Annotated in this window: 14 protein-coding genes; 5 read left to right on the top strand and 9 right to left on the bottom strand. The window is 67.9% G+C overall.

Annotation, left to right across the window (positions count from 1 at the left end):
• Positions 1–6: 6 nt before the first annotated feature.
• Entirely contained in the window at positions 7–651 is a 645-nt protein-coding gene (locus CHINAEXTREME_RS04755) for an NADPH-dependent FMN reductase (RefSeq protein ID WP_029601418.1), read from the bottom strand.
• A 101-nt stretch (positions 652–752) separates the two neighbouring features.
• Between CHINAEXTREME_RS04755 and CHINAEXTREME_RS04760 the strand changes: the two genes are divergently transcribed.
• Positions 753–2,153: a phosphoglucomutase/phosphomannomutase family protein gene (locus CHINAEXTREME_RS04760; protein ID WP_007141331.1), complete on the top strand. Its 1,401-nt coding sequence runs from the start codon at positions 753–755 to the stop codon at positions 2,151–2,153.
• Positions 2,154–2,159: 6 nt separating this feature from the next.
• On the opposite strand, the gene CHINAEXTREME_RS04765 is transcribed toward CHINAEXTREME_RS04760, so the two are convergent.
• From CHINAEXTREME_RS04765 to CHINAEXTREME_RS04785, 5 genes are all read right to left on the bottom strand, one after another.
• Complete coding sequence (locus tag CHINAEXTREME_RS04765) at positions 2,160–2,849, bottom strand: alpha/beta hydrolase (RefSeq protein ID WP_007141332.1); 690 nt, start codon at positions 2,847–2,849, stop codon at positions 2,160–2,162.
• On the bottom strand, positions 2,846–3,475 hold the full coding sequence (locus tag CHINAEXTREME_RS04770) for a VOC family protein (RefSeq protein ID WP_007141333.1): 630 nt from the start codon (positions 3,473–3,475) through the stop codon (positions 2,846–2,848). The genes CHINAEXTREME_RS04765 and CHINAEXTREME_RS04770 overlap by 4 nt, the downstream gene beginning before the upstream one ends.
• A 2-nt stretch (positions 3,476–3,477) precedes the next feature.
• Positions 3,478–4,101: an NAD(P)/FAD-dependent oxidoreductase gene (locus CHINAEXTREME_RS04775; RefSeq protein WP_007141334.1), complete on the bottom strand. Its 624-nt coding sequence runs from the start codon at positions 4,099–4,101 to the stop codon at positions 3,478–3,480.
• 182 nt (positions 4,102–4,283) lie between these two features.
• Complete coding sequence (locus CHINAEXTREME_RS04780) at positions 4,284–5,735, bottom strand: dihydrolipoyl dehydrogenase family protein (RefSeq protein WP_007141335.1); 1,452 nt, start codon at positions 5,733–5,735, stop codon at positions 4,284–4,286.
• Positions 5,736–5,887: 152 nt separating this feature from the next.
• The gene (locus CHINAEXTREME_RS04785) at positions 5,888–6,145 is read right to left on the bottom strand and encodes a type II toxin-antitoxin system HicB family antitoxin (protein ID WP_007141336.1); all 258 of its coding nucleotides are present in this window, start codon (positions 6,143–6,145) and stop codon (positions 5,888–5,890) included.
• A gap of 284 nt (positions 6,146–6,429) precedes the next feature.
• Between CHINAEXTREME_RS04785 and CHINAEXTREME_RS04790 the strand changes: the two genes are divergently transcribed.
• From CHINAEXTREME_RS04790 to CHINAEXTREME_RS04800, 3 genes are all read left to right on the top strand, one after another.
• Positions 6,430–6,894 (top strand): FxLYD domain-containing protein, encoded by a 465-nt coding sequence (locus tag CHINAEXTREME_RS04790; RefSeq protein WP_238593346.1) that lies wholly within the window; start codon positions 6,430–6,432, stop codon positions 6,892–6,894.
• A 140-nt stretch (positions 6,895–7,034) separates the two neighbouring features.
• Entirely contained in the window at positions 7,035–8,423 is a 1,389-nt protein-coding gene (locus tag CHINAEXTREME_RS04795) for a signal recognition particle protein Srp54 (RefSeq protein ID WP_007141338.1), read from the top strand.
• A 132-nt stretch (positions 8,424–8,555) separates the two neighbouring features.
• Positions 8,556–9,551: a hypothetical protein gene (locus CHINAEXTREME_RS04800; protein ID WP_007141339.1), complete on the top strand. Its 996-nt coding sequence runs from the start codon at positions 8,556–8,558 to the stop codon at positions 9,549–9,551.
• A 9-nt stretch (positions 9,552–9,560) separates the two neighbouring features.
• Here the strand turns inward: CHINAEXTREME_RS04800 and CHINAEXTREME_RS04805 are convergent, their stop codons facing one another.
• From CHINAEXTREME_RS04805 to CHINAEXTREME_RS04815, 3 genes are all read right to left on the bottom strand, one after another.
• Positions 9,561–10,508 carry a CBS domain-containing protein gene (locus CHINAEXTREME_RS04805; protein WP_007141340.1) on the bottom strand — a complete coding sequence of 316 codons (948 nt, stop codon included), beginning with the start codon at positions 10,506–10,508 and terminating at the stop codon, positions 9,561–9,563.
• An 89-nt stretch (positions 10,509–10,597) separates the two neighbouring features.
• The gene (locus CHINAEXTREME_RS04810; protein WP_007141341.1) at positions 10,598–11,011 is read right to left on the bottom strand and encodes an RNA-binding domain-containing protein; all 414 of its coding nucleotides are present in this window, start codon (positions 11,009–11,011) and stop codon (positions 10,598–10,600) included.
• Entirely contained in the window at positions 11,008–11,610 is a 603-nt protein-coding gene (locus tag CHINAEXTREME_RS04815) for an AAA family ATPase (protein ID WP_007141342.1), read from the bottom strand. The genes CHINAEXTREME_RS04810 and CHINAEXTREME_RS04815 overlap by 4 nt, the downstream gene beginning before the upstream one ends.
• Positions 11,611–12,015: 405 nt before the next feature.
• Between CHINAEXTREME_RS04815 and CHINAEXTREME_RS04820 the strand changes: the two genes are divergently transcribed.
• Positions 12,016–12,333, top strand: coding sequence for a hypothetical protein (locus CHINAEXTREME_RS04820; RefSeq protein ID WP_338013391.1), 318 nt, complete (start codon positions 12,016–12,018; stop codon positions 12,331–12,333).
• The last annotated feature ends 749 nt before the right edge of the window (positions 12,334–13,082 follow it).

The following is a 13,082-nucleotide window of genomic DNA, read 5'->3' on the forward strand; positions in this document are numbered from 1 at the left end:
TCCGATTCAGTCGTCGGCGTCGGCTCGAGCCGAACTCACGTCGGGTTCGATGGCGGCGTACTCGACGAGCATCCGACCGAGTTTCTCGACGCGGTCCCGCAGATCCGCGTTCCCTTCGGCGAACGCCCGGCCCTCGATCGCGTCCGGGTCGTCGTTCTCGACGTCGACGATCCGACTCGAGGCGTTCCGGATCCCGACCTGATGGGGGAGTACCCAGCCGTGGACTCCTCGCACGGTGATCCGGAGGTGATCCAGCGTCGAACCGTAGCTGCCGCCGCCAGCGGTCGCGAGCAGGCCGACGGTCGTGTCCTCGTACTCGTCAAACCCGCAGTAGTCGTGGAAGTTCTTCAGCGCCCCCGAGTAAGAGCCGTGGTAGACCGGCGTCCCGAGGGCGACGGCGTCGGCCTCGCGGACGAGACGCTGAAGTTCGAGGGCGTCACCCTGCTCTGTGTCCTCGAGGTCGGGATCGTAGACCGGCAGGTCGTACTCGCGGAGGTCGAGCAGGCGAGTCTCGGCGCCGGCGTCCGCGGCGGCCCGGAGCGCGTACTGGAGGGCGGTCCGGGTGTAGCTCCCCTCGCGGCGGCTGCCGCTGACGGCGACGACGGTCGGACGCTCGGAAGGCGGCGAGGCGGGAGATTCAGGGGACGTCATGCCACCCAGTACGGGATCGATCCGGAAATCGGCGGCGCTTTCCGTCGCCGTCGGCAATCCGGGGGCGTCGGTTTTTTCGAACCGCGCGGTGATGAACGGGTATGGAGACGGAGACGATCAGTTTCGGTACCGACGGCTGGCGGGCGACGTTAGAGGAGTTCACGACGCCGCGGGTCCGGATGGTGGGCCAGGCGGTCGCGACCTATCTCACGGACGAGGGGGCCGACGCGCCGGTCGTGATCGGGTACGACGCCCGCGAGAGTTCGCGGGGGTTCGCGGAGGAACTCGCCCGGGTGCTGTGTGCGAACGGGTTCGACGTCCTCGTTCCCGAGCGCGACCGGCCGACGCCGCTTATCGCCCACGCCATCGTCGAACGGGACCTCGCGGGCGGGCTCGCGATCACCGCCTCGCACAACCCGCCGGAGTACAACGGCGTGAAGTTCATCCCCGACGACGGCGCACCGGCGCTCCCCGAGGTGACCGACGCCATCGCGGACCGACTCGCGGAGCCGGACCCGCTCCCCGAGAGCGAACACGGCACCGTCCGCGAGGTCGACCTCGCGACGCCCCACGCCGACGCCGTCTTCGATCTGGTCGAGTCGGTGACCGGAACCGCCGACCTCTCCGATGCCGACCTGGCGGTCGCCTACGACGCCATGCACGGCAGCGGCCGCGGAACGACCGACGCCGTCCTCGAGCGCGCCGGCCTCTCGGTCGAGCGACTGCGCTGTGATCGCGACCCCGAGTTCGGCGGCGGTGCGCCCGAACCCGCGCCGGAGAACCTCGAGGAGCTGATCGACCGCGTCACGAGCGGCGACGCGGACCTGGGTGTCGCCAACGACGGCGACGCCGACCGGATCGCCGTCGTTACGCCCGAGCGGGGCTACCTCGACGAGAACCTGTTTTTCGCCGCGCTGTACGACTACCTGCTCGAGGACGCTTCCGGCCCCGCGGTCCGAACCGTGTCGACGACGTACCTGATCGACCGGGTCGCCGAGGCCCACGGCGAGACGGTTCGCGAGGTCCCGGTCGGCTTCAAGTGGGTCGCCGAGGCGATGGCCGACGGCGACGCTCTCGTCGGCGGCGAGGAGTCCGGCGGGTTCACGATCCGCGGCCACGTCCGCGAGAAGGACGGCGTCCTGCTGGCGCTGCTCGCGGCAGCGATGCACGCCGACGAACCGCTCGATGACCGGATCGACCGCATCCTCGAGGACCACGGGACCGTCGTCCAGGACAAGACGAGCGTCCCCTGTCCGGACCACGAGAAGGCGCGGGTGATCGACGACCTGGGCGAGGGGATCCCCGACGCCGTCGCCGGCGTCGACGTCGAGGACGTCAACACGGCCGACGGGTTCAAACTCCTCCTGTCGGACGGCTCCTGGCTGCTGGTGCGTCCGAGCGGGACCGAGCCGGTCCTGCGGGTCTACGCCGAGGCGACCGACGAGGAACGGGTCGGCGAACTGCTCGAGGCGGGCGAGGAACTGGTCGAACCGCTCGTCTGACGCCGACTACCGCTCGACTAGATCCGCGACGAGCTCGCTGACGTGGGCCAGTTCGTCGCGGTTGACGCCGTGGCCCATTCCCTCGTAGATGCGCGTCGTCACGTCCGCGTCCAGTTCTTCGAGCACCGCGGCCGTCTCGTGGACCCGTTCCTCGGGGATGTGGGGATCGCTGTCGCTGCAGCCCAGGAAAGCCGGGGTGCCCTCGAGAGTCCCCTCGCTCGCGTACGCGCCGGGGCCGTCCAGTTCCTCGCCGATGAGCCCCCCGCTCAACGCGGTGAGGCCGCCGTACCGGCGGGGGTTGCGCGCGACGAACTCGCTGGCGAGACAAGCTCCCTGGGAGAACCCCAGCACGAGGACGCGCTCGGCCGGAACGCCGGCGTCGGCGGCCTCGCCGATCGCGTCCTCGATCGCGTTCAGGCCTGAGGTTCGGCCGGGCTCGTTTCGCTCGACGGGCGCGAGAAACGAGTTCGGGTACCAGGTGTTGCCCGCCGCCTGCGGGGCGAGGAAGGCGACGCCCTCGCGGTGGATCTCGTCGGCCATCCCGACGATGCCCCGTGCGGTCGCGCCGCGGCCGTGAACGAGGACGACGGCGGCCTCGGCGTCCTCGAGTTCCGTGCCGGCGGTGACGAGCGGCTGGTCGCCGTGGGGGTCGTCGCCCTGGTGTCCCGTATTGGGCCCCCGACCGGGCGGGCTCATTCGACGCCTCCGACGCCGGCACTCGCCTCGGGGAGGTCGTGTTCGACGACCTCGAGGCCGAGCGCCTCGATCGCTCCCCGGAGGTGTTCGTCCTTGGCGTAATCGGCCCCGTCCGCCTCGCGCAACTCCTGGGCCTTCGCCAGCACCTCGCCGCGGCGGTCGTCGGGAATCTCGTACTTGTCCGTCGAGAGTTCGATCACCAGCCCGTTGTTGTCCCGGGTGTAGATCGAGTGGAAGATGCCCCGATCGAAGACGTTGTAGCCGTGGTCGGCCTCCTCGAGGGAGTCCATCACGTCCTCGTACTCGTCGGGATCGACGCTGAAACAGAGGTGGTGGACGGCCCCGACGCCGCCGCGCTGGCCGCGGGCGGACGGCCGATCGCCGACGAAGAACGTCAGGATGCGTCCGTCGCCGGTGTCGAAGAACAGGTGCGTCTGGGAGGGGTCGTCCAGGTTCGGCTGGCGAAGCACCAGCGGCATCCCGAGGAGGTCGCGGTAGAACTCGATCGTGTCCTCCTCGTTGCTCCCCCAGATCGTGATGTGATCGGTTCCCGTCGTGTGGAACGGGCTGTCGGGGAGGTCGGGCGTGACTGGCGCCTCGCCGGCGCTCGAGTCGTCTCCGGACATGGTCACTCCGCGAGCTCCTCGCCGAAGAGCCGCTCGGCGTCGGCCGGGACGTCGAAGTCGTGGTAGTGTTCACCCTGCTCCTTCGACAGGATGTTCAGTGCGGCGGCCGCGCCGTCCCCGACCGCGATGGCGGCCTGCCACTCTTCGGGTCGGACCATCGCGCCCGTCGCGTAGGCGTCCTCGACGGTCGTCTCCATGTCGACGCCGACGTCGACGACCTCCTCGTCGGTGAACGCACAGCCGAGTTCCTCGGCGAGGTCGCGGTTCGCACCCGTCGCGAGGACGAGGTAGTCGCCCTCGTACTCGTGTTCGCCTTCGTCGGTCTCGACCGCGAAGCCGTCGGCCGTCTCGCGCACAGACGTCACTTCTTCGCCCTGCCGTCGGTCCGCGCCGAAGTCGTCGACCTGCTGGCGGGCGGTCGCCATGAACTCGCTGCCGCCGACCGAGCCGATTCCCAGGTAGTTGAACAGGTGGGCCTTGTGCATCCATGTGTCGTCGCCGTCGAAAACGGTCGTCTCGAGGCCGTTCTTCGCCGCGAACAGGGCCGCACTGAGGCCGGCGGGGCCGCCGCCGACGACGAGAACCGATGCGTCTTCGGACGCCGTGTCGTCAGTATCGTTGCTCACGGTTACATTATGTTACCGCAGCCGTATCAACCTAGCAGGGACCCGGAACCAATCACGTGACACCACTGTTACCGGCCTCGAGCCGTCTCGACGAGACCCGTCATACGGACTACTGTAAGTCATTACCGGCGCAACCGCGACCGTCCTGCGGTTGCACCTGTAAACAGTTACAGCAATCCGTATCAGTCCCCCACGTCCCGCCAGTCCGGCGCCGTCGAAACCTCGAGGCCGGCGAGTTCTTCGAACGCAGCCTCGAGCGACTCCGAGAGCGCCGGGTGGACGTGGACCGTCTCCGCGACGTCCGCGACAGTGCCCGTCCCGCGGTCCATCGCGACGACGACCTCCTGGATCAGCGCGGAGGCCTCCGGACCGACGACGTGACAGCCCAGGATCTCGCCGCCCGGCGAGGCGAGCACCTTGACGAGGCCGTCGACGTCGCGGATCGTCCCGAGCGGCGAGACGTCGAACGGGACCGTCGCCGACTCGTAGGAACGGTCCTGCTCCCGGAGTTCCCCCTCCGTCGCTCCAACGCTCGCCGCCTGCGGCGAGGTGAAGATCGCGTGGGGCATCGCGTCGTAGTCGACCGTCCGCTCGCCGTCCGCGAGATCGAGGGCGTTGGCCGCCACCACGCAGGCCTCGTAGTCCGCGGCGTGTTTGTACGGCTGGTCGCCGACGACGTCGCCCAGCGCCCAGACGCCGTCGACCGTCGTCTCGAGCGTCGCGTCGGTCTCGACGTAGCCCGCATCGTCGGTCTCGATTCCGGTCGCCTCGAGGTTCAGGGCGTCGGTGCTCGGGACCCGGCCGGTCGCGACCAGGAGTTCGTCGCCGGTGAGTTCGACGGTCCCGTCGTCCGACTCCGCGGTCACGGTGACGCCGTCGTCCGTCGCTTCCACTCCGGCGGCCTCGTGGCCGGTGTAGAGGTCGCAGTACGCCGCGAGCGCGTCGGTTATCCGTTCGCTCACGTCGTCGTCCTCCCGCGGGACCAGCCGGTCGCTGCGGCCGACGATCGACACCTCGGTGCCGAGCGCGCCGAAGAAGTAGCCCAGTTCGGCCCCGATGTAGCCGCCTCCGACGATCACGAGTTCGTCCGGTCGCTCGTCGAGGTAGAGCGCGTCGTCGCTGGTGAGGAAGGCGACGTCCTCGAGGCCGTCGATCGGCGGGGTCATCGGTCGACCGCCGACGGCGACGACGACCTGTTCACCCTCGATCCGACGGACCCGATCCGCGTCCGCGTCCGCGACATCGACCGGCTCCACCTCGAGAACGCGCTCGTCGACGAACCGCCCCTCTCCCCTGTAGAGGTCGACGTGGTCGGCGTCTGCGAGGCTCTCGGCCTGCCGATCGGCCTTCTCGTAGACGAACTCGTGGACCGCGTCGGTGATCTCGCCGTAGGCGACGCTTTCGAGGTCGAGGGTGGCCTCGAGGCCCGCGCGCCCGGCGTGTCGAACCGTCTCCGCGACGTCGGCACGGTGGATGAGCGCCTTCGACGGGACACAGCCCCGGGTGATACACGCGCCGCCGAGCGGGCCGCGTTCGACGACGGCCGCCTCGAGACCACGGTCGGCGGCGGCGGTCGCGACCTGGCTGCCCGACCCGCCGCCGACGACGACGAGGTCGTACTCGTGGGTTTCCATGCTGCGTGCCACGACGGACTGGATGGTAAAACGGGCGCGTGGCGTTGCCGCCGAGCGACACCCCCGGCTCGAGCAGCGTGGCTGCAACTGGGGGTTCGGCTACGAGAACGGGGTCACCCGGTGGTCGACCGCCGGTCGACCGACGCGCCGAACTACAGCCAGTCGTCGCCCGAACCGCCGGACATCGCCTGCTCGTGTGAGGCGACGGCCTCGGCCAGGTTCGCGACCGCCTCCTCGGGGGTCCCCCCCTGGCTCGAGACGCCGGTCTCCTCGTCGTCGACGATGTAGAGGCCGTGTTCGTTGACGCGCATCGCCACCTCGGCGTCCTCGAGCGCGTCGTAGGCCGACGGATCGGCGTCGACGTCCTCGAGGTCGACGGGCTCGTGTTCCGCGGAGTCCTCGGAGCTCATACCCCGGTCTACTCCTCCTCGAGTGAAATACGCACCGACGCGGACCGCGGGCGATACGGCCACCTGTCGGACGCCACCTCGGCCGACGTTCGATTCGCCGAGCACGTTCTACGATCGAACCAGTCTCTTTACCGTTCGACGCGCAGGATTCGGTACCGTACGCAGGACTCGATCGCTCGACGGGAGGGGTGGGCGCGGCCCCGGCCTCGACGGCACGGGGGTGTGCCGACTCGCCCTCGAAGTCGGTCGAGACCTCGCTTCGGACCGTTCGACGTTTCCGATCCATGAACAGACGCTCGCTGTTGCGCACGACCGGCGTCTCGGTGGCGGCCGCGGTAGCGGGCTGTACGACCGCCGATTCGGGACGGGAGGACGACGAAACGAGCGACGGTGACGCTTCGTCCGATGTGGGTCCCGACCTCGTGATCGCCGACGACGACCTCGTCAGGCACCACTTTCGCGTCTCCGCCTGCGGCGTTGGCGACGAAGCGACCGGGAGCGGGCGCGAGGTGATCGAGGAGCTCTACGTTCGAGCCACCCTCGAGAACCGCGGCGCTTCCCGACTCTCGAGGGCCGACCTGCGGGTGCGAGTCTTCGACGCCGAAGGGACCGTCCTGAACGAGTACGAGGAGACGGTCCGGGAACTGGCTCCCGGCTCTTCCCGGCAGTTCGAGATCATGATCTACGAGGACGCGGACGTGGTAGCGGACTACGATCTCTCGCTCGAGGGTGATCTCGGTCGGTCCTGAGCGATGACCGCACGCCTCCACCCGACGTGGGGGACTGCTCTCGAGCGAACGTCCGTCCCGCCGATCCCCTACTCTCGTACGTGCGAATCCGGGTGCCCGTAGAAAAAGCCTTTAACGCCGTCGTCCCGTAGCTCCCGTAAATGGTACTCGACGATCTCGGCAGTTCTCTGCGGGGCAGCCTCGACAAGCTCCGCGGGAAGTCACGAATTAGCGAGGAGGACGTCGATGAGATCGTCAAGGAGATCCAGCGATCGCTGATCTCCGCCGACGTCGACATCTCGCTCGTGCAGGAGCTGTCCGACAACATCAAGGAACGCGCCATGGAGGAGGAGCCACCCGCCGGTACCCCCGCGCGGGACTTCGTCCTCCGTATCGTCTACGAGGAACTGGTCGAACTCATCGGCGACTCCACGGAACTGCCCCTCGAGGAGCAGACGATCCTCCTCGCGGGGCTGCAGGGGTCCGGGAAGACCACCTCCGCCGCGAAGATGGCCTGGTGGTTCTCGACGAAGGGGCTGCGTCCGGCCGTCATCCAGACCGACACCTTCCGGCCCGGCGCGTACGACCAGGCCAAGGAGATGGCCGAGCGCGCCGAGGTCGACTTCTACGGCAACCCCGACAACGACGATCCGGTCGAGATCGCCCGGAAGGGCCTGGAGGAGACCGAAGACGCCGACGTCCACATCGTGGACACGGCGGGTCGCCACGCCCTCGAGGACGACCTGATCGACGAGATCGAGGAGATCGAGGACGTCGTCGAACCCGACACCTCCCTGCTCGTGCTCGACGCGGCGATCGGTCAGGGTGCGAAGGATCAGGCCCAGCAGTTCGACGAGTCGATCGGCATCGACGGCGTCGTCATCACCAAGCTCGACGGGACGGCGAAGGGTGGTGGCGCGCTGACGGCGGTCGACCAGACCGACTCGTCGATCGCCTTCCTCGGGACCGGTGAGGAAGTTCAGGACGTCGAGCGGTTCGAGCCCGATGGCTTCATCTCCCGGCTGCTCGGGATGGGCGACCTCTCCCAGCTCGCCGAGCGCGTCGAGCGGGCCATGCAGCAGACGGAGATCGAGGAGGACGACTGGGACCCCGAGGACATGCTGCAGGGCCAGTTCACCCTCAACGACATGCAGAAACAGATGGAGGCGATGAACAACATGGGGCCGCTCGACCAGGTGATGGACATGATCCCCGGCTTCGGCGGCGGGATCAAAGACCAGTTGCCCGACGACGCGATGGACGTCACCCAGGAGCGAATGCGGAAGTTCTCGGTCATCATGGACTCGATGACCGAGGCCGAAAAGGAGTACCCGAAGGCCATCGGCGCGAGCCAGATCGAGCGCATCGCACGTGGCTCGGGGACCGACGAGGAGGACGTCCGCGAACTCCTCCAGCAGTACAAGATGATGGAGAAGACGATCAAGCAGTTCCAGGGCATGGGCTCCGAACAGGAGATGCAGCGCATGATGAAGCAGATGCAGCAGGGCGGCGGTGGTGGCGGCGGCATGGGCGGTATGGGCCCGTTCTGAGGACCGCTGCTCCCCGATCGTTTCGCGAGTTTCAGTTTGCGCTCCCGTCTCGAGTGCCCTCCGATCGTTACACGCTACCGACAGGTCTCCGCCCGCCACCTTCAAGAACGGCTAGACCAAGCCTCGAGTACCATGAGTCTGCACCGTCGACAGTATCTGGCTCGCTCCGCCGCGGCGCTCGGAACGGCGTCGCTCGCGGGGTGTCTCGACGAACTCGCGGACGACGACCCCGGCGGCGACGACGGTGGCGAGGCCGACGTCCCGGACCGAACGGGCGAACGCGCGCTCGATCGCGCGGTCGGGGAACTGAACAACGCCGCGCTCGCCCTGGACGTCGGCGAGGTCGACGACCCCGACGACCTCGAGTTCGACCCCGGAGAGCCCCGTGACCACCTCGACACGGCCCGTGACCACCTCGACACGGCGGAGGCGGAACTCGAGGACCGTGACGACGACATCGAGGCGCTCCGGCGGTACGCCGACGTCCTCGCTGCGCTGATCGACGTGACGGAGACGATCGCCGACGACAGCCTCGAGGCGGACATCGACGCGGTCAACGAGGCCCTGAGCGAGGAGGACAGCGACATCGAGACGGCCCGGGACATCCTCGACGAACGGACGGCCGACCTCGGGACGGCGGCCGACCGGTACGACGAGGCGATGGCCGGTCTCGAGGCGCTTTCCGCCGATCGCCTGGAGGAACTCTCGATCGTCGATCTCGACGAGGTGGAGGCCGGTGCGGAACGGCTCGGTGCGGTTCTGGACTCGCTCCGGACGCTCGGCGGGGGCTACGAGTCGATCCTCGACGGGGCCGAACACCTCGAGCGCGGGCAGGACGAGGCCGACGAGCGGAACCACGAGGAAGCGGAGGCGGCGTTCCGCACGGCCGAGGAGGCGTTCGAGGCGGCGACCGGGACGCTCACCGGTGACGGCGGGAAAGCAGACGCGCCGGACGGGCTCGTGTCGTACTTCGAGACCGCGCTCTGCCAGAGTCGCAACTTCGCGGACGCGGCCGACTCCTTCGCGGCGGCGTCTGCGGCCGCCGCCGACGGCGACGTGATCGACGCCCGCGATCACCGGGACGAGGCCGAGGATGCGCTCGAGGAGGCAAACGACTGCGCGGACTGACTCGTTCACTCATTCCGCGGTCGCTGACTCTTCTCCCGTCGCCGGTACCGCCGGGATCTCGTCGATCAACACGACCGCATCGCCCTCGAGGACGACGGTGTCGTCCTCGTCGGTCACGACCGTCTCGATCCGGTACTTCTCGCCGCCGAGGTCCTCGCTAATCTCGCAGGCGGCGGTGACGCGGTCGCCGATCGACAGCGGCGCGTGGAAACTGCTCTCCTGAGAGAGGTAGATCGTCAATCCCGGGAGCCTCGCCAGCGCCGCGCTGATGAGGCCGTTCGCGAGCACGCCGTGGACGATCCGCTCGCCGAATCTGGTCTCGCGAGCGTAGGCATCGTCGAGGTGAAGCCGGTTCGTGTCCCCGCTGACCTCGGCGAACGCCTCGACGTCCTCGTCCGAGAGGACCTTCGAGAAGCGCGCGAAGTCGCCGACCGAGACGGTCGATTCGTCCTCGCCGCGGTACTCGAACTCCCAGTCGTCGCGCTCGTACTGGGTGTCAGTACGCACCTGCCGTCGCCGCGGGCCGTCCTCGAGGTCGATCCCGCCGACGCGGCCCCGGTGAACCAGGTGGGGAACGTAGTAGCTGAGTTCCGTCGTGGTGACGATGCCGACGAGGCCGCCGGAGTCGGGGTCGACGACCGGGAGGTGTTCGACCTCCGCGGCTTTGAGGGCGGCGACGGTGTCGACGATGGACGTTTCCTCGGTGATCGTCTCGAGGGGTTCGGACATGACCGACTCGAGCGTGAGGTGGCCAAGGTCCGTCCGCTCGCACAACTGGGTCGCGAAGTCGCCTTCGGTGACGATGCCGACGGGCTCGTCGTCGCGGCCGCCGCAGACGACGACCGAACTGACGCCCTCGTCGCGCATCAGGGTCGCGGCCCGGGTCGCGCTCGCGTCCGGCGGGGCCGTGACGACGTCGGTGACCATGATCTCGGCGGCGGGGATCGTGTCGTGCATGGTACCGTCTTACACGACCGGGGCCTATTATGGCCTCCCCTCCGGTCGTCGGGTCGGCGTTCGGACACGACGGAAAACGGCTCCCGGCGCTACCCGTCGACCGGCCGCCCGTCCTCCGTCGGCGGCGCGATCTGGTCGATGTACTCCTCGACCGTCGGTTCCTCGACGCGGACGCGGACGCTGATCTCGCCCAGTTCGTCCGGTTCACCGACCGAGAAGTTCACCCGGTCCTCGAACGCCGCCTGCTTCTTCAGCGCGAAGGAGAAGGTGTCCCCGTCGCGGTTCGCGAAGAACTCGCCGCGGGCGGTGTCGAGGATCTCCTGGCGGTGCAACAGGTCGGAGAAGTGCTCCAATGAGTGTGTCTCGGCCCTGATCTCGCCGAATTCCTCCTCGAGGTCGGCGTTGGGGAAGACGTTCCTCACGGCGTCGGCGACCCGACTCGTGACTTCGGTGTCGTAGACCGGTGCCGTGATTTCGACGTCGACGCGGTAGATGTCGCTCATTGTCGCACCTCCGTGTTCTCGGCGTCGGTCCCGGACTCGTCGGCGACTGCCTCCGGGCCCTCGCGGATGATTCGCCGAACCTGCTCGTGGAAGGCCTCGAGCGAGCCGGTGTTCTCGACGACGACGTCGGCCCGTTCCATGGCGTCGTCCATCCCGAACCCGCGCTCGCGCTCGTCGCGGGCCGCGAGGGGTTCGCCGCCGTCGGTCTCGTCGGCGTCCCGCCCGCGGGCGTCGATCCGCTCCGCCCGGACCTCGAAGGGCGCTTCGATACTGATCAGGGTGAAGTCGTCGCCGAACCGTTCTTCGAAGACGTCGACCTCGGTCCCCGACCGGATGCCGTCGACAAGCACCGCGTCGCCGTCCTCGAGGCGATCCTCGATCATCGGCAACGAGCGCTCGGCGATCGCGGCCGGGCCGTTCTCGTCGCGCAGCGCCTGGGCGACTTTTCCGTGGTCTTTCGCGGGATCGAGCCCGCGGTCGGCCGTCTCCTGGCGGACGACGTCGCCCATCGTCACCACCGGGATTCCGTCCTCGCGTGCGACGGTGGCGGCCTCGCCTTTTCCGCTGCCGGGGAGACCCACCGTTCCGATGACGTGCATCGAGACGAGATAGCAGCGACACCCGCATAAGGACTGTGTTCGTCGATCGCGACGTCCCGTACGCCGGCCGGAAGTTGTCGCCATCGTAACTCCGATTCGGCTCGGTTCCGCTGTGGCGAACGATTGTGCCTCTCGAGACTCCCTCGGCGGGATCCCACGAGCGGGTCCTCCGGCCGTTCAAAGATCCGTTTCCCCCTGCGAGCGGATCGTTGTGCGAGGGGAAACGTCGCTGGCGAACGCAACGGTTCGTTTGTCGTGACGGTAATAATCGGCAACTCGTCTGAATTAGCACCAATCGTAGAAACGGAGTTTCCCTCTTATTTTCCAGTCCCTCGTCGCCCCGGACGGGCTATGACGGAACGAATCCTCGATCGACGTCGATTCACGAAGGCGCTCGGTGTCGGTATGATTGCGGCAGTAGCTGGTTGTACGGACGACGAAAACAACCCGGTCAGCGAGGAAGATCCCGACGACCCCATGGAGGAAGACGACGAAGACGGTGGGTTGGGTGACGACGCGGACGGCGACGATGAGGAGGACGCAGACGGCGACGAGGACGGATTCGGCGACGATGAAGAAGACGCGGACGACGACGAGGACGGATTCGGCGACGATGAGGAAGACGAAGAAGAAACCGAGGAAGCGGACGGTTCCGGTGACGAAGAAGACGGCGAAGACGGCGAGGAGAACGACGACAACGAGGAAGACGACACCGGGGAGTAACCCCGCTGTTGTCGACGCTCATCGATAATTCCGATTTTTGGACTATTTTTCGACCCATCGTGCCCATAAGCGAGGCCGCGATCGACGGACCGCCGCGTGGATACCTCGAGTCGCTCACGAACTGCCGTGTGTGGGAGGTACTACCGACGAGATAGCGCCGGCAGTGCGCTCGCAGTGTCTTTTGACCTCTCGTCCGCGAGTTGAGAGGACGGAGACACGGACAGGCCGAGTCCACCGACGCGGCACCCACGTCGGTCCGTCCGCGGCGTCTCGTTTCCGATCCCGTCCTCGGTCCCCTCGAGAAGCCCTCCGGTTCGACGGCTTCGGTTGCTCGGCTCTGGGATCGTTCGGTTCACAGACTGCGGTTTAACACGAGTATAAACCGCGAATCGCTCCTCCTCGAGGATCGATCCGCCCGGCGATGCTCGTCCTGTTGACGCGGGGTCCCGTCCGGACGTCCCGTCACCGGTTCGCCTTCGCTATGGATCGGCCGAAGCGAACCGAGGCGACGGCGAACCGTCGATTGCCACTCACCGATCGCACCGACGTTCCTCGAGCATCCCGCTCCCGATCCGATCGTTTTCACGAGTGGGAATCGCTTATACGGCCCATAGTGAACCGGTATGGGATGAAACGGTGACGTAATGAACTCACCAGTGTCCGCGCACCGCAGGCACCGTCAGCGGTTCCGACGGCGTGCAGAACCGACGCGGTTCGATCGGTCGCCGCCACCGCTGCCGGTCCCGCAA

Source organism: Halobiforma lacisalsi AJ5 (assembly GCF_000226975.2).
In the GTDB taxonomy this organism is placed as follows: domain Archaea; phylum Halobacteriota; class Halobacteria; order Halobacteriales; family Natrialbaceae; genus Natronobacterium; species Natronobacterium lacisalsi.